Here is a 17,159-nt window from a genome sequence, read left to right as displayed (position 1 = left end):
TACGAATTTTTATTCGTGCAAATCGGTAAATGAACGAGCCCTGTTAATGGGAAGTTTCTTCGGGTCCATCATTTTCCTCATTTTTGGATTCGTTTGGCTTCGGAAGTTCTAGTTTGAAAAGGGTACGGTCATTGAATTTCAATTTCACATCCCCGGTCAAGTTCCCCTCAATTTTAGGGAAAAACTTACGGTTTTGAAGAAATTGTGCGATTAGTGGTAATCCCTTCTGAAGATCCTGTAAAGTGCCCATCAAACTTTCAGCTATGCTATCGTTGACGGCATCAATGACTTTCTGCATATCTTCTTCGGTCAACTTGAATTCTCCATTAAGGGGAATTTCCTTCCCATTGACAAATACAGTTGGGACAGAAACATTTGTTTGACTGTCTTCACTCATTCATCTTCACCTCCTTTGCACTTAATACATTATATAGGGAGAGTGACCAAGCCGTTTCCGCGAATATCTTGGTTCATTCGCACATTTTTTTGGAATTAGCCTCAAAACTAAAAAAACCGCTAGGCATAAGCCTAACGGTTTTGTATTGAACCTATATAATATGGAAACCAGAATCCACATGAATATTCTCTCCGGTAATCCCTCTGGAGAGGTCGCTGAATAAGAACACCGCTGTATCGCCTACTTCTTCCGGTGTTGTATTTCGACGTAAAGGAGCCTTTTCTTCAATTTCTTTCAAAATCGAATTAAAATCACTTACTCCCTTTGCAGATAAAGTCCGAATTGGACCAGCTGAGATGGAATTAACGCGAATATTCTCTTTACCTAAATCACTTGCTAAGTAACGAACACTTGCATCCAGTGAAGCCTTTGCAACCCCCATAACATTGTAATTTTCAATTGCACGTTCCCCACCAAGATAAGTGAGTGTAACGATACTTCCACCATCAGTCATTAGTTTTTTTGCTTCTTTAGCCACTGCAGTTAGAGAATATGAACTAATATTATGAGCAAGTAAAAAGCCCTCTCGTGTTACATTTAAATAATCTCCACTCAATTCCTCTTTGTTCGCGAAGGCAATGCAATGTGCAACCCCTTGAATGGTACCAACTGCTTCTTTAATTTGAGAGAAGCACTGAGCTATATCTTCATCTTTTGTTACATCACATGGAAGAACTAGATACTTTTCATCTAAGGATGCAGCCAATTCTTTTACACTCTTTTCTAGTCGTTCACCTGCAAATGTAAAGATAAGATTGGCTCCAGCCTGATGAAGAGATCGAGCAATTCCCCATGCAATACTCCGCTTATTGGCAACACCCATTACAACATAGGTTCTTCCTTCTAAAGAAAACGTCATGATATTCCTCCTGTTAATACAAGTTATTAGCACCTAGTACTAATATTACAACATAAATTTCACTTTGAAAAGTGTCTTCGTTCTCGACCGTTTCATCAAGTTTTTATTAACAACAAATTCAATACAAAAAAACCTCCCCATGGTCACTCATGGAGAGGGGGTAATTTTATTTTCTATAATTCCAAGCACCAAACTCTAATTCAAGTTTCAACTCTTCAACATACTCATTGGAGCCCGTCACAATTAAACGATCATGTAATCGAAGTTCGGTATCTCCATGCGGGACAATCGAGTCATTTCCCCGAAGGATTCTAACAAATATGACATCCCCTGTAAATGGAAAACGACGTAACGTCATCCCATCAAACTGGTCATTCATCATTCGAATTTCATGAAGGGAAGAATCCTTATTCGTTAAAATATTGATTATACCAGGTGATTCAATTAAAGAGCGCAACAAAGTTGTTGTAGACATTAAAACAGAAAAAACTTCAACATTTTCTTGCTTGAGACTCAATTCTAACTCTGGGTTCTCAATTCTTGCAATAACACGTCCAACCCCTTTATCTTTTGCAGCCCGAGCAATCAATGCGTTCGTATTTTCATTTCCAGTTGAAATAACTATGATATCAGCGTTATAAATGTTTTGCTGTTCTAACGTCTGTGGAGCATAGTCTTGAACCTCAATGATTTCAAAAACGGAATTAGAGATTTTGTTCTCTGCTTTATCCTGCTTAGTATGATAAAGAATGGGTTCATAAAGTCCAGAATTTAATTCTCTCGTAACAGATAATGTCATCGAATTCGCCCCAATAAAGGCAACCTGAAGTTTTTTCTCCTCTGCTGTTGTACGAGGAAATAATTTCTTAAATACAATCGGTGCCAAAACACAGGATATGACGGCCACAAGGATCAACGTCCCACTCATTTCCGATGTGATAACCTCCATCCTTTCGCCAATCGTTGCAGCTGCAATAACGAGTGAAAGTGTTGAAGTAAGGAGGAAACCAGAGGCAACCACAGTTTTTTTGTCATACCATTTCCCTAAAACGTAAACTGGGAGTAATTTGGAAATCAATAAAGCAATCAATAATAATGGAATCAGTAGCAGCAATTTAGGATCGCTTAATAACGACCAGATATCAAGGTCGACTCCAATCATAACAAAGAAGATTGGAATTAAGAACCCATAACCAAATGAATCCAGTTTATGAATTAACTCCTGATCTGGAGAAAGCAATGATACCAAGACACCGGCTAGAAAAGCTCCAAGGATATTCTCTGCTCCAACCGTCTCTGATATGGCCACAAGTACAATTAATAAAGTGAATACGGCTCTTGTACCAATCTGGGTAGTCCCTGTTGATAGTGCTGAAACAAATTTACGGCTCTTAAATCGATTTCCGACAAAATATAAGATGACTCCTGCAAGAAATAAGAGAAGCAGCAACCAAGTGTTTCCACCTTCAGTATCATAAATTGAAACAAACACAGCCAATAAAATCATCGTCACTAGATCCGCAATAACGGCAACTAATAAGATAATCTGCCCAATATTTGTTTTCATGAGGCGAGCTTCTTTTAGTGTAGGCACGACAACTCCTAGCGATATTGTCGATATGATTAAAGTCATTAAGAAAACATTATCAATGAATCCAGTTAAAACAAATAGGTAGGATAGCGCTAATGATGCTACAAAAATACCAATAAAAATAACTGTTGATATAATAAAAGCGTTTGGTTCAGCACTTTCTTTCGCTTGTTTTTTCCCTTTTGTTTTTTTTATTTTAAACGCACTAAAGTCGATTTCTAATCCGCTTAAGAACATCAAGAATAAAAATCCTAAAGTAGACAAAGTTTCAAGCCACATATCTTCATGGACTATATCCAGTCCGCTTTTCCCGATAAATAATCCCATAACGATTTCTGCTACGACTACTGGGATAAAATTCAGTTTGAATCGATGCAGTAAGATTGGTGTTAAAAAAGCAATGATAATAACAACTAATAGTGATGTAACGGAAGCATGTTGTTCCATCCTTTCCCCCCTTAGCTAGTAAGATAACTCATGAATGCAGTAGCAATCCCGAAGTAAATTAAAATAGAAATGATATCATTAATCGTTGTAATAAAAGGGCCTGATGCCACTGCTGGGTCAATTTTCAAACGGTGCATAATCAATGGAACAAATGAACCAGCTAACGTTGCGACGATTAGGGTGAAGAAGATGGAAATTCCCACAAGGATGCCGAGGAATAAATCCCCTTTCCAAAAATAGATAACAAAAATCACCAATATCCCACATGTCAAACCGGTAATGACTCCAGTGCCCGCTTCTCTAGCAATAATTTTCAATTTACTCTCATTTTCAAGATCACCAGTTGCAAGGCCCCGTACAGCAACCGCTAGTGCTTGTGTACCAGAATTCCCTGCCATTCCAGCAATCAGTGGAATAAATACAGCAAGAATGGCTACTTGATCCAAAGTTTTTTCAAACCTTCCAATCAGGCTTGCTGTTAGCATACCAAGGAATAATAAAATCACTAACCAAGGTAATCGTTTTTTCGCAGCAGAAATCGGATTCCGGTCAATTGTATCTAAATCGGCTATCCCGGCAAGTTTAGAGTAGTCATCGGAAGCTTCCTCTTCCATAACGTCAATAATATCGTCAACTGTTATAATTCCAAGGAGATGATTTTGAAAATCGACTACAGGCAGCGCAAGAAAGTCGTAATCCCGCATCATTCTTGCAACCTCTTCTTGGTCCTCCCCTACAGAAACAGAGACAACACGGTCGTACATAATTTCTGAGATCATGATATCGTCGTCGTTCACAATTAAATCTCTGAGGGTCAACACCCCAACCAACCGTCTATCGTCGTCAATTACATAGACATAGTAGATAGTCTCTGCACTGGGCGCTTTACTTTTTAAAATATGCATTGCGGATCGCACCGTTTGATTCGAAGCTATCGCAATAAAATCGGTCGTCATAATACTACCTGCGGTATATTCCTCATAATGGAGTAATTCTTTTATCTCCCGAGCTGAATCACGATCCATTATTGTTAAATAACTAACCACTTGATCTTTATCAAGTTCGTTTAGGACATCTACCGCATCATCCGCATACATATTTGACAGCATATCTGCAGCATAATCTGGTGTCATTTCAGCCAGCATTTCACTATATTCATTATCCTCAACCTCAAGGTTTTCAAAAATAGTGGCCATTTCTTGTGGAGAAAGAAAATGATAGACTAATTGCCGATGCTGTTTGATTAACTCTTTAAAAAAAGTAGCTTGATCATAAGGATGCAGTTCAAGAAATTCTGATCGAAACTCGTCAATATTATCTGTTTGGAGTGCTTCAATCAAAAGTTCTTTATCCATATGCTGTTTTTGCTGTGTCTCTTGACTTAATTCAGACATACACGCCCCCCCTTTTCTCTTGCCAAACCTCTATTATCGTTAAAACACCTTTTTTAAAAAGCAAGCCTAAATGGAAGGCTTGCTTTTTATTAAGATGTTCTCCATATCCTTTGGAAGTGGTGCAATAAACTTCATTTCTTCTTGGTGAATCGGATGTAAAAAGTTTATTTCACGACAATGCAGCGCCTGTCTAGATATCAAGTCCTTGTTTCCCCCATAAAGAGAGTCTCCTAACAACGGGTGTTGGATAAAGGACATATGGACGCGTATTTGGTGGGTTCGACCAGTTTCCAATTGTAACTGGAGATGGCTGAACCCGTCAAATTGTTTGATAACCCAATAACTGGTAAAAGCATATTGTCCGTTTTCACTTACTTCTCGCTCGATAATACTACTGGATTTTCGGGCAATTGGAGCCTCAACAATCCCGTTATCTGTGGCAAAGCTCCCCTCGACAAAGGCTTCATAAATTCTCTTCAACTTACCAGTCTTTTGCAGTTTGCTCATGAGATGATGAATATGACGGTGTTTTGCTATTAGTACAAGACCCGATGTATCACGGTCTAGTCGTGTCACAATATGAGCAGTAGCCTTTAGCCCTTTTTCGTTATAATACCCAATTATTCCATTCGCCAAGCTTCCCACCGGATGCTCTCTTGAAGGGATCGTGTTCATTCCAGCAGGCTTATTGATCACTAAAAGAAATTCATCTTCATAGACAATATTAAGAGGGATCGATTCACCTTTCACACCAGCCGAAGGTTCTTCAGGGGGGAAATATACATCAATTACGTCTCCCGCTTTGAGAAGATAGCGAACAGTAACTGGGTCTCCATTTACATAGAGACCTCCACCTTTAAACTTAATATCCGTGAGAGCGGCCTTAGAAATGTTGCGTGTCATTAAAAACTCACGCAGTAATTGTAATTCTTCCCTTCCAGAAACCGTCCAGGTTAATTTAAAGCAATTATTCATATTTCCACCTGTTTATTCTACTGATTTTAATCCGAAATAAAGGAATCATGCACCCTTTTCCAGAACGGAAAAGGTCTGAACCTCGCAAAACGCATTTTTTCATCTGCTACGCGGAACTGAATCGATTTTACATCCTTATGTAGTAAAGTTAGATGATCAATTGTCACCTGAAAGTCCGGGCGGTTTACCGGTTTTAAAATACAGGTATGATGGGCAGGTAAAACAAGTGGCGACCCTACGGTCCGAAACACCCGATTATTAATGGATGCCATTTCCGTTAATTGAATTGCCGATAAGGACGGATGAAGAATCGCGCCTCCCAATGCTTTGTTATATGCTGTACTTCCTGATGGAGTGGCTACACAAAGCCCATCTCCTCGAAAACGTTCAAAATGCTGCCCTCTAATTTCAACGTCCATTACAAGAGTACTATCCACTGATTTAACAGTCGATTCATTTAAAGCCAAATAGCGAGTTTCTCGACCTCCATGTTGATACCGAATAATCACTTCAAGTAGTGGGTATTCCACCACTTGATAAGGAGTTTTTGCAATCGCAATGACTAATTTTTCAATTTCTTCTGGAACCCAATCAGCGTAGAATCCAAGATGGCCAGTATGTACCCCTACAAAAGCCATTTTATCTAGCCGGCTACTATAACGATGAAAAGCATAAAGAAGTGTTCCATCTCCTCCAACCGATATGCAAATATCAGGTTGATCCTCATCATATTGAAGATCAAAGTCTTGTAAATAAGTCCGCATCTTGTGCATGAGTGTATTCGATCTAGCATCACCCTTTGATGTTATTGCAAACCTCATCGTTCCACCACCTCATCACCATTATCGATATAGCTTACCTCAACTCTCTTTATCTTGCTGTTGTTCTTTTTTTCTCAAAAAAAACACTTGAGCTTCTTGAATCTCATCACGAATCTTCGACATTTCCTCATCAAGACTAAAAGCTGCCTCCGCTGCTCTTTTTAATCTCAAACGGATGTCCTCAGGGATTTGGCCCTTATATTTATAATTCATCGAATGCTCGATGGTTGCCCAAAAATTCATTGCTAATGTTCTGATTTGTAATTCAGCGAGGATCTTTTTTTCCCCATTAATTGTTTGAACCGGGTACCGTATGACAACATGGTATGAACGATAGCCACTTGCTTTTTGATAAGAGATATAATCCCTTTCCTCAACAAATTCAAAATCATTCCTGTTTCGAAGGAGTTCTACAACTGGTTTAATATCATCTACAAACTGACACATGATGCGCAGCCCAGCTATATCCTGCATTTCTTCCTCGAGTTTTTCTAAGGAGATTCCTTTTTGATTGGCCTTATCAAGTATACTTGCAATTGGCTTTACTCTTCCCGTTACAAATTCAATCGGGGAATGATCCGTATTTTGTTCATACTGGTTTCGCATCCCCTTCAATTTCACTTTAAGCTCTTCAACTGCTTGTTTATATGGTTCTAGGAAATGTTCCCAATGCTTCAAGCAAGTCACCTCATCCTGTCTGGTCTTGTTGGAAGTTTTATTCATCTTCCATTATTACGGATGAAGATTTATTTAAAAAATTCTTTCTACTTTCTCAACCATCTCTTCTCCGTAATTACTATTCCCTTTAATATTCTCTATTAAATATGCCATTTCGTCTTTGAAGCTTGTTAACTGGAGCTGTTCCCCATGATTAGTTAAGTAAACCTCCATATTTTGGTCCAGACTGTCTTTTATTATCTGCCAAAATTCATCATGGATTGTGACATAATTATATTCTCCATTTAACTCTGCTATGTAAATAAAAGATAATTGGTCAGAATCTACTAACATTTGACCTCCAGGAAGGAGTTGTTCAACCGGTATAGTCTCATCTGTGTACAACAATAGTTTCTGGTCCTTTATCTCTGCTTTTTTGATATGTATTCTTTGTTTCATCATTTTTCAACCTCCAATTTTCCTTTTCCATTTTATCATATAGAGATAAACTTTACCTATATGGAGAGTCTATATATTTAGGAGCTAGTCCTTACTGATATGTCCCTATAAAGCCTTAGATTTTCCCCATCTTCTTGAGAAAGGATTATTTAAATGTCACAACATATTGAAATCGAATTCAAAAATTTGTTAACGAAAGACGAGTTTATAGAACTAACTACTTTTTTACAATTTAGTACAGAAGATTTTAAAACCCAAATCAATCACTATTTTGATACACCTAGTTTCTCTTTAAAAAAACAGGGCTGCGCTCTTAGAATAAGAGAAAAGTCGGAGCATATGGAGTTAACTTTAAAACAACCGGCACCTACTGGTTTACTCGAAACGAATCAAATTCTGACCGAAAGGGAAAAACAGAACATGATGCAAACCGGAAACCTACCTAAAGGCCCAGTTTTGCCCATTTTGACAGAAGTTTTGCATCCAAATGAATCTGTTTCGTACTTTGGATCTTTGACAACAAAAAGAGCAGAAAAGAAGTATAAAGATGGACTGATTGTATTAGACCATAGCCAATATCTCAACACAGAGGATTTCGAACTAGAATTTGAGGTAGAGGATGAACAAATAGGGTTGAGGAACTTTCAGAACATCCTTCACCAATTGCAAATCCCCATGCGAAAAACCGATAATAAAATGATGAGGTTTTATAAACAAAAACAAAAAGAGCAGGAAAATATTTGAAATAACTTCTAATCCCAAAGCTGTTTGTTTGAGATATATTTTTTGCATTGTTAAAATATAAATCATAGATAGAAAAGCTCAAGAGATGTCGAAAGTTGCAAGCTCAATATTTTCTAGAATTATCTTTCCTGAGTGGCTCGAAACATGAGCGATTTTTAAAATTATTATAACAAAGGAGTTTTAAAATGGTCGAGAATAAGTCCGTACCATTCGAAGCCATCGGCGAGGGTATGCTGCATCAATTAGTAGACGCCTTTTATACTCGGGTAGCACAGCATCCTGATCTTGCTCCTATTTTTCCTGATGACTTAACTGAAACTGCGCGGAAACAAAAGCAGTTTTTAACTCAATATTTAGGTGGACCTGCGCTTTATACGCAGGAACATGGTCATCCTATGCTCAGAGCACGGCATCTTCAGTTTGAAATAACCCCTACAAGAGCAAAAGCATGGCTATCGTGTATGAAGGATGCAATGGATGAGGTTGGTCTTAATGGACCTTTAAGAGAGGATTTTTATGCTAGGCTCGTCTTCACCGCTCAACATATGGTCAACACACCAGATGATGGGGAACCAGGTGATGAATGGTGATTTGGAAACGAGAAGATTTGTTAAAACCAGGTTTGGTAGCAAATCAAAATGATAAAAAGCCGCTTGAAATTTATACGTTCGTTGACCCTCTATGCCCAGAATGTTGGGCACTAGAACCTATAGTAAAAAAGTTACTTGCCGAATATGGACATTATTTCTTACTTCGCCATATTTTAAGCGGAAAGCTAACGACTCTTAACCTTGGCCGTAAGAAACAATATGAGAACATTGCAGATTTATGGGAAAAAACTGCCAGCCGGACCGGTATGTCTTGCGATGGTAATCTATGGTTTGAGAACCCAGTATCTTCACCTTTTCTTGCATCGGTTGCAATAAAAGCGGCTGAACTCCAAGGAAGAAAAAAAGGATTACAGTTTTTGCGCAAGCTTCAGGAGTACTTATTCTTGGAAAAACAAAACATTTCGAGTATGGAAGTGTTAAAAGAATGTGCAAAAAGTGTTGGTTTGGATGTTGATGAGTTTTTAACCGATTTACATTCTGAAAGTGCTGCAAAAGCGTTTCAATGTGATCTAACCATTACAGCCGAGATGGAGGTACAAGAAATCCCAACCCTTGTTTTCTTTAACTCCAATGTTGAGGAGGAAGGGCTTAAAGTAACAGGCTTGTATCCATATGAAGTATATGTTCAAATTCTAGAGGAAATGCTCCCTACTAAACCAGAGCCTTCTTCTCCACCTCCTTTGGAGGAGTTCTTGAGGCATTATAAAACAGTAGCAACTAAAGAAGTAGCTGTTGTTTACAATATGACTGTTCAAAAAGCGGAGAAAGAATTAAAAAAGCTACAACTTAAACAGATCGTTGAACAAATACCTGCAAAGTATGGGATGTTTTGGCGCTTTAATGAAAATATGGAGTAGATTTTTTTGCACTTAGCATCCTTAAAAGCGAAGACAAACAACTTGATTGAACATCACTTCATGTTGAAAGTAGTAATTGAATTTATTCCTATTATTAAAATGAAAGGACCCCACAGCAACGGGCTGTAGGGTCCTTTTCTATATAATACGAACAAAGGGGATGGGAGAAATTTTTCACGGTCAAACAAAGGGGTATATGTTTGTTTGTGATCAACTTCACGATATAAATATATCATGGGACTGATCTTAAAACAATATTACTGCTCATCATTTCACAATATTGTCATATTTGAGCATGTACCCCTTTTCTCGCTCATACAATCTAGTAATACTACCTTTTATCGCTTTTGGAGGGAGATAATTGAAACAAAGCTTTCCCGTAATCATCCTAACTCTCGCTAACCTGTTTGCATTCGGATTGCATGTTTTAGGGCTTATGCATATTGTCCCTCTTTTTGTAAGTGGGCCAATTTTATTTCTGACATTACTGGTCTTTTTCATTTATTTAAACGATCGTAAAAGATTTAAAGGTTTTTAACACATAGCTTCTGTTAAATACTGTTATTGATTTCCGCTTTAGCCACTTCGCTTCGCTCAAGCATTTCAGGAGCGGAGCCTATTCTCCTTAATAAAGGATGTTTTCATAAGGATTGTTGTTAAAATCCTAGAGCCGCTTTTAACGAGAAAGAGGCTTTTCTCTGCGATACTACTTAGTTTGTAAGTTCTTTTCTCCTTTTATAAACGAATATGGAATGAAATCAATAGCTAAATCATTCTATATTTTCTTTAAAAAGCAAAAATATTTGAGAAAAGAGCCTTATAAAAAGAAAACGGGATAGAAATTTTCCATCCCGTTAACATGATCTACTAATAGAAGTGTTGCTCTCTTATGATAAAAGAGCTTCCATTTCATTTAACTTTTCTTCAAATACTTTACATGCGTCTTCTATTGGTTTCGAACTAGTCATATCAACTCCTGCTTTTTTCAATACCTCAATTGGATAATCAGAGCTACCAGCCTTTAAGTAGTCTACGTAGCGGTCCACAGCAGGCTTCCCTTCTTCAAGAATCTGCTTGCTAAGAGCAGTTGCAGCACTATAACCAGTCGCATATTGATAAACATAATAATTATAATAAAAATGTGGAATACGTGACCATTCAAGTCCAATTTCTTTATCTATTACAATGTCTTCTTCCCCAAAATATTTTTTATTTAATTCATAATAATCCTGGGTTAGAGAATCTGCTGTTAATGCCTGGTTTTCCTGAGCTTGTTGGTGAATCAGATGTTCAAACTCAGCAAACATTGTTTGTCTAAAGACAGTTCCTCTGAAACCTTCTAGATAATGATTCAATAAATACAACCGTTTTTGTTCATCATCAATTGATTTTAATAAGTAATCATTTAACAAAGCCTCATTACACGTGGAAGCTACCTCTGCAACGAAGATTGAATAATTCCCATAAGCATATGGTTGATTTCCTCTCGTATAGTAACTGTGTAAAGAATGACCTAACTCGTGGGCTAAAGTAAATAAATTATTTACATTATCTTGCCAATTCATTAAGATATATGGATTTGTCCCATAAGCCCCAGAAGAATAAGCCCCACTTCGTTTGCCTTTGTTCTCTTGAACGTCGATCCAGCGGTTTTCAAATCCTTCTTTTAATAGGCCAACATATTCTTCCCCCATTGGAGCTAACCCTTTCAAAATAAGGTCTTTGGCCTCAGAATAAGGGATTTCCATTTTCACATTTTTAACAAGCGGTGTATAAAGGTCATACATGTGAAGCTTATCGACACCTAAAACCTTTCTACGAAGTTTCACATATCGATGCAACAAATGGAGGTTGTTATTAATTGTGCCTACTAAATTTTCGTAAACTGTTTCCGGGATATTATTTGCTGCTAATGCAGCTTCTCTAGCCGACTTATAGTTACGAACTCTAGCGTTAAAATTATCTTTCTTTATATTCCCGCTTAATGTGCTCGCAAAAGTGTTACGAAACTTTCCATACGTATCATAAACACCCTTAAAAGCATCCTCTCTTACCCGACGATCCTCACTTTCTAAGAAGCGAATATAGCGTCCGTGTGTAATCTCCACTTCCTCGCCATTTTCATCTTTAATAGTAGGGAACTCTATATCTGCGTTATTCAACATTCCAAATGTATTAGATGGCGAACTCATTACTTCTGACGCTTCAGCAAGTAGTGCCTCTTGCTCAGCGGATAAAACATGCGGACGTTGAAGATTAATTTCTGCAATCGCATGTTCATATAGCTTTAACTCTTCCTTTTTATTGAGAAATTCCTTAACCTTACTCTCATCAATCGATAGAATTTCAGGAACGATAAACGCTAAAGCACTTGCGGCTTGTGAATAAAGATTACTAATACGATCATTTAACCCTTGATAGAAAGAATTCGTTGTATCTTGGTCATATCTCATATGAGCATATGTATAGAGTTTTCCTAAACGCTCTAGAAGTTTATCTTGGTATTGTAGCGCCTCATAAAGTTGTTCAGGACCCTCTTCTAATTTCCCTTGGAACTGTTGTACAGCTGGTAATAATTCTTTCACAGCCTGAAACTCTTTTTCCCATGCTTCATCGTTCGTAAATATATCTTCTAATCTCCAAGTATCTTCTACAGGAACTTCACTCCTAGCAGGGAGTTTTTTAACCTGTGATTCGTTGGTCATGTTCCAACCTCCATTCATTATTCTTTTCAAACCCTCTTTATATTGTATAAGGTTCTCCTAGGCAATAAAAATATCCTGCTTTGGTTCCAACATCCACTTACTGATTCCTCTATTCTATTTTATACATCTTCCCCTTGTTTCATTATTGGATGAGACAAAAACTGTTTCATGATATTTTTAGAATGCATTTGATAAAATTTTTGTTCTTTTTCTCTTTGCTGATCTATAGTGTCTGATGCAGAAAAAGAGCATTTGATCCAAAATTTTTCGGAATTGTTGTCCAGAATAGAACAATCTACTAGTAACTGAAGGTATTCCTTTAGTGCGTTCGTATAATCACCATGTCTTCCTAAAGGAACATCGCGAGAAACAATTTGTTTATGGTGGATGCGGGTCATAAATGACTGTAGGGCTTGTGAATAGGTGAATGTGTCCCCAACTAGCAAATGGTGAAATAAATCCAAGTAGAGAAATGATTGCCAAATTAAGGGCGGGGTTTCAATGAAGATGCCTGAAGGAACAGGTAAGCCCAGTTCTGGTGGTAAGGTAAGCAAATGGGATCGATTTACATAGAATTCATTTAATATGATTCTCTGTTGAGGATTCGGGTAAATATAATAATTCGATTTAAATTTTTGCAACTGGTGAATCCATTGTGAAAAAGATCGGAAATTGCGTGTAGGGGGATGAAATAAATGAACCAGTTTTACTTCATTCCTTGTAATTGGGGTTAATGTACCAATCATTTTATTGGTCGAAATTGGGATTAAATGTTGGAGAAAGAGAAAGCAGCGCGATTGCGAGCAATAGGATAATAAATACCACTGTTTTTCATGTTGTTGTAAAAAGAGTGATTGAAATTGATTCAAAGAGAATAGATTCTCCCCCAACCTCTTCACTTGATTGCCTCCCAAAATCCAAATTGGTGTAATTCCGTGTTGTAAATACCCGTTTGTGCGCTTCAGAAACATCGTAGGATCGAGAGGAGAACATTGAAATTCAACTGCAAAGATTTTATTTTCCCTGTAAAAAACCACATCTGCTCGTTGATTACAATTTGGCAGGTAATGTTCGATATCAGCTTCAACTTGATTGTCTTGAAGCCACTGATATAGTTGTAGTTTCCCTTGAAGATGATAATCTGATTCTCTTTCATACTGGTAAGAACAGGTTGCCTCTTTCTGATGTGAGAAGTGCCAGATCCTTTTCCTTCCCAACTTCAGTACTAAGGCTTGACCACAATCTGGACAAAAGAAGACTTCCTTCCTTCGATATTCCTCTAATTCATGACGATTCCAATGATGAATAAGAGAGAAGTTGTCTCCATTTTTACGTTTAGCGACTAACATTGTTTTAGCCTCCTTTCACAAAAAAATATTCTCCAAAAATATTTAGATTCCTTCTTGTGTTAAAAATAAAGGATCGTAAAGATTGTGTGTTAAAATCCTGATGCCGATTTTAACGCAATAATCGTCATTTTGTAAGCTGAAAATTAAGTTAGCAAGCTTTTAGAATGAAGCGATTTGTTAGTACTGAGCGTCTTGGTACTTACTCAGATTGGACTTTCACCAATTAGCAATTAACGGCTTGCTGGCACGCAAATATAAAAAAACACTCACCTATTGGCGAGTGCTAGAGCTGCTAGCCTTTTAGGTTATGGACACAGTCATTTACAGCAAAAAAGTCAGTTTCTACTGAAACTGACCTGAACTTTAAGAGAAGTATTTCCTAACCGTACTAAATACGTTTTCATCCATTACTTTATTCCCGTATTCTTCCAATCGATGGATTGAAACAGCCGTCTCTTCTCCATATTCAAGGAGAATACTTAGGAAGTTATCAATAGAATCTTCATCCTCATAATCATAATCGGAAAAATCAACATAGAGGTAGTAACGACCTTCATGACTAAATAGACGTGTGTTTGCGTTGAAAGAATCTAAGTCATGTCGATTAGATAGAGAAATAATATCCTCGAAATCCTTAAACACAAGCAAATATTCAAGCTCGTCACCAAGGACTATACCCATATCTTGATTCTGGGATTTCGGATTAAAATGATGATCCAACATTTCTTCAATCCGATCATCGACTGGCAAATCCTTTATTCTTTCATCGGTAATTGGAAGTTCGTATTTTTGACCATCTTTCGAAACTTGAGTTTTTGTTACCAAGATTTCTAAGCCCTTTTCAAGAGCTTGAACCTGAATCCAAAGAGGTCCCTCAATTGTAAATTCGGCTTCATGGTTAACCTCATCCATCATTTCCCAAAAAAGCTCTTCGCTTCGTTCACGGTTATACCAGATTTCTTCCCGGTCAAACCCTCTTTCTTCTATATCTATATACGAAATATAAAACTTGACCGTATTATCATTGATGCGCTCAATTTCCATTCATTATCTCTCCCTTCCAGGCAAAGAATTGAAGGGACTAATACCCCCGCAAGACTAATCAAGTTCACATATCTTAACCGAAATATTACCATATAATGTGTATCTATGGGATATTTATTAGACGACCTTGTACTATTATTTTATGATAAAGCAACTTGTTTTGGAAATAAAAACACTGCCCATTTTAAAAAACAGCGAAAGCCTATCTATATCAAAATATCGTCAAAACGAAATCAATATATCTAGGTGCCACTCTGAGATATATTCTTTAGATTTTAACAGGTTTCACAAGAGATTTCAAATAGTACGAAAGCCCCCGTTTCCTATTGGTCGGAGGCTTTCATTTAGTTGACAAGACGTTGGGCTTCTCTTAGTTGGTAAGTACGTACCTTCCTTGGAAGAAATCTACGAATCTCGTCTTCATTGTATCCAACTTGAAGTCTTTTCTCATCAATAATGATTGGGCGACGTAGCAAACCTGGATTTTCTTTAATTAGACCGTACAAATCCTGCAGGGGCAACGTCTCTAAATTTACATCTAATTTTTGGAATGTTTTTGAACGGGTGGAAATAATTTCATCTGTACCATCTTCAGTCATTCGCAAAATCTCTTTTATTTCATCAATCGTTAATGGCTCAGAAAAAATATTGCGTTCTTGATAAGGTATTTCATGCTCTTCAAGCCATGCTTTTGCTTTCCTACATGAAGTACAACTTGGTGAAGTGTATAAAGTGACCATTAGCTAATCACACTCCTTAATATAGTTAGATCCGCCTATGAAAATTCATTATTTTTATCTAGATTAAAATGAATATAATTTTATAATTGCTACAGTTAAATTATACACCAAACTGTGGACAAAGGGTATCCTTTTTTAGAAAAAGTTTTATGTATGAATGTGCTATCATATAAGACGAATCAGTTTTAAAAAGGTTTCATTTTCGGTTCAAAATTTTTATTACTGGTAAATCATTAAAGCAATCCAATCAGTATCTCTGTTTGCCTTGAGCGAATATAAAAGTCATATCATACCTTTACCCAGAAACACTCCTTTACAAACCAAATTACTGATTTTTTTCATTCTCAATTAAAAAAAGAAAATGAAAACACAATCACCCAATAATGATTGTGTTTTGTCTCTGGAACGTATGAGTAAGACACTTTTTCCACCCTTAAACGTCTTCTAACATATCCTCGCGGCCCTCTCTTATTTTCAATACTTCTTCAACCGGTTGATAGGACTGTCCGTAAAACTCTTTATCTTTATATGTGTGTATAAGTTCATACGTTTTTTTCATTGCCTCAAAGATTTTCTCTTCAGTTTCATTCGACGGAGACCAATATAAAATTTCCATTTCATTCTCTTTATTTGTAGCTAATGATCGCCGGCTATATCCAATCGACTTTGCATGTTCAAACCCCTCTCGTTTATAAAACCTTAACCGCTTTTCCGAATCACTATCCTCATAATTGATAGGTTCAACTTCTAAAATAATTGCCTTTTGCTTCTTCTTTAACTTTTCGATTAGCTTATGCCCAAGCCCTTCACCCCTTGCCGCTTTGGACACGAATAAATAATCAATAAATACAAAATCCGGTAGTTCTACATACATCAAAACATGATTTGGTCCTTCATCTTTATGATAAATCTCCGGACGTTCCTTTAATAACGTTTCCATATGTTGTTTGGACTTCATTTCTTCAATAGGGAAATACTGGTTTAACTTTTCGTACCAATGCATTTTGACTCTCTCCTTTAGCCTATTTTCATACAAACCAAAAAAATCTATACAATTCGCTCTAAAAGTTCAATCACATCTTTAAATCATTTTAATTTTCTTTTACAATAAACATAAGAACTAGTAGGTTATCCCATTTTTATTGCTTTACTTGATTTCAAACCGGACAAGAGATGGAGGGTCTATCATGGGTGGTTACATTGTGGATTTTTTGATAGTGGCAATACTTGTCATTGGGATTACAGCAACAAATGGCGTTCTAACCAATGCAATCGGATTAAAGTTTTTTGGCGGGAAAAGTCGCAATGAAATTGTTGACCAATCCACCAGCTTACAAACAGGCTGGAATGCTGTTGGTGGCAAAAAGAAGGCATAATTTTTATACCCTATTTACTTTGTATGAAACAATGGTCCTGAAAGAAAATACTTTCAGGATTTTTTTTGCCTTT

At 37.0% G+C, this 17,159-nt stretch carries 18 protein-coding genes; 5 read left to right on the top strand and 13 right to left on the bottom strand.

The annotated features are described in order from the left end of the window. Window positions 1-43 precede the first annotated feature (43 nt). From M3182_RS10530 to M3182_RS10495, 8 genes are all read right to left on the bottom strand, one after another. The gene (locus tag M3182_RS10530) at window positions 44-397 is read right to left on the bottom strand and encodes a hypothetical protein (RefSeq protein WP_251425291.1); all 354 of its coding nucleotides are present in this window, start codon (window positions 395-397) and stop codon (window positions 44-46) included. 151 nt (window positions 398-548) lie between these two features. Continuing rightward, window positions 549-1,316, bottom strand: a complete 768-nt coding sequence (gene fabI, locus M3182_RS10525) for an enoyl-ACP reductase FabI (RefSeq protein WP_251425289.1) — start codon at window positions 1,314-1,316, stop codon at window positions 549-551. Window positions 1,317-1,482: 166 nt separating this feature from the next. Beyond that, window positions 1,483-3,354 (bottom strand): monovalent cation:proton antiporter family protein, encoded by a 1,872-nt coding sequence (locus tag M3182_RS10520; RefSeq protein WP_251558024.1) that lies wholly within the window; start codon window positions 3,352-3,354, stop codon window positions 1,483-1,485. An 11-nt stretch (window positions 3,355-3,365) separates the two neighbouring features. Then, window positions 3,366-4,709 (bottom strand): magnesium transporter, encoded by a 1,344-nt coding sequence (gene mgtE / locus M3182_RS10515; protein ID WP_432806567.1) that lies wholly within the window; start codon window positions 4,707-4,709, stop codon window positions 3,366-3,368. A 105-nt stretch (window positions 4,710-4,814) separates the two neighbouring features. Further along, complete coding sequence (locus M3182_RS10510; protein ID WP_251558022.1) at window positions 4,815-5,723, bottom strand: RluA family pseudouridine synthase; 909 nt, start codon at window positions 5,721-5,723, stop codon at window positions 4,815-4,817. A 26-nt stretch (window positions 5,724-5,749) separates the two neighbouring features. After that, window positions 5,750-6,544, bottom strand: coding sequence for an NAD kinase (locus M3182_RS10505; protein ID WP_251425277.1), 795 nt, complete (start codon window positions 6,542-6,544; stop codon window positions 5,750-5,752). A gap of 39 nt (window positions 6,545-6,583) precedes the next feature. After that, window positions 6,584-7,222: a GTP diphosphokinase gene (gene yjbM / locus M3182_RS10500; RefSeq protein WP_285867708.1), complete on the bottom strand. Its 639-nt coding sequence runs from the start codon at window positions 7,220-7,222 to the stop codon at window positions 6,584-6,586. 72 nt (window positions 7,223-7,294) lie between these two features. Then, entirely contained in the window at window positions 7,295-7,663 is a 369-nt protein-coding gene (locus M3182_RS10495; RefSeq protein WP_251425270.1) for a UPF0738 family protein, read from the bottom strand. A 150-nt stretch (window positions 7,664-7,813) separates the two neighbouring features. On the opposite strand from M3182_RS10495, the gene M3182_RS10490 reads away from it, so the two are divergent. The 4 genes from M3182_RS10490 (at window position 7,814) to M3182_RS26590 (ending at window position 10,410) form a co-directional block, all read left to right on the top strand. Next, window positions 7,814-8,404, top strand: a complete 591-nt coding sequence (locus M3182_RS10490; protein WP_251558020.1) for a CYTH domain-containing protein — start codon at window positions 7,814-7,816, stop codon at window positions 8,402-8,404. A gap of 185 nt (window positions 8,405-8,589) precedes the next feature. Further along, window positions 8,590-8,994 carry a globin domain-containing protein gene (locus M3182_RS10485; protein ID WP_251425263.1) on the top strand — a complete coding sequence of 135 codons (405 nt, stop codon included), beginning with the start codon at window positions 8,590-8,592 and terminating at the stop codon, window positions 8,992-8,994. Beyond that, a complete protein-coding gene (locus M3182_RS10480) occupies window positions 8,991-9,872 on the top strand; it encodes a ClpXP adapter SpxH family protein (RefSeq protein ID WP_349774410.1) in 882 nt (293 codons plus the stop codon). The genes M3182_RS10485 and M3182_RS10480 overlap by 4 nt, the downstream gene beginning before the upstream one ends. 361 nt (window positions 9,873-10,233) lie before the next feature. Then, the gene (locus M3182_RS26590; RefSeq protein WP_490715550.1) at window positions 10,234-10,410 is read left to right on the top strand and encodes a hypothetical protein; all 177 of its coding nucleotides are present in this window, start codon (window positions 10,234-10,236) and stop codon (window positions 10,408-10,410) included. 349 nt (window positions 10,411-10,759) lie between these two features. On the opposite strand, the gene pepF is transcribed toward M3182_RS26590, so the two are convergent. From pepF to M3182_RS10455, 5 genes are all read right to left on the bottom strand, one after another. Next, window positions 10,760-12,577: an oligoendopeptidase F gene (pepF, locus tag M3182_RS10475; protein ID WP_251558018.1), complete on the bottom strand. Its 1,818-nt coding sequence runs from the start codon at window positions 12,575-12,577 to the stop codon at window positions 10,760-10,762. A gap of 119 nt (window positions 12,578-12,696) precedes the next feature. Beyond that, the gene (locus tag M3182_RS10470; RefSeq protein WP_251558016.1) at window positions 12,697-13,926 is read right to left on the bottom strand and encodes a competence protein CoiA; all 1,230 of its coding nucleotides are present in this window, start codon (window positions 13,924-13,926) and stop codon (window positions 12,697-12,699) included. A gap of 363 nt (window positions 13,927-14,289) precedes the next feature. Then, window positions 14,290-14,970 carry an adaptor protein MecA gene (mecA, locus tag M3182_RS10465; protein ID WP_251425253.1) on the bottom strand — a complete coding sequence of 227 codons (681 nt, stop codon included), beginning with the start codon at window positions 14,968-14,970 and terminating at the stop codon, window positions 14,290-14,292. Window positions 14,971-15,314: 344 nt separating this feature from the next. Continuing rightward, window positions 15,315-15,710, bottom strand: a complete 396-nt coding sequence (gene spxA / locus M3182_RS10460) for a transcriptional regulator SpxA (protein ID WP_251425250.1) — start codon at window positions 15,708-15,710, stop codon at window positions 15,315-15,317. 433 nt (window positions 15,711-16,143) lie between these two features. Next, window positions 16,144-16,713, bottom strand: a complete 570-nt coding sequence (locus M3182_RS10455; protein WP_251425247.1) for a GNAT family N-acetyltransferase — start codon at window positions 16,711-16,713, stop codon at window positions 16,144-16,146. Between the two features lie 184 nt (window positions 16,714-16,897). On the opposite strand from M3182_RS10455, the gene M3182_RS10450 reads away from it, so the two are divergent. Further along, on the top strand, window positions 16,898-17,086 hold the full coding sequence (locus M3182_RS10450; protein WP_251425244.1) for a hypothetical protein: 189 nt from the start codon (window positions 16,898-16,900) through the stop codon (window positions 17,084-17,086). The last annotated feature ends 73 nt before the right edge of the window (window positions 17,087-17,159 follow it).

This window comes from Mesobacillus maritimus (genome assembly GCF_023715205.1).
Classification (GTDB): Bacteria; Bacillota; Bacilli; order Bacillales; family Cytobacillaceae; genus Mesobacillus_B; species Mesobacillus_B maritimus_C.
The sequence above is the reverse complement of the archived record's forward strand: the minus strand, read 5'-3'. Positions and strand labels throughout refer to the sequence as shown.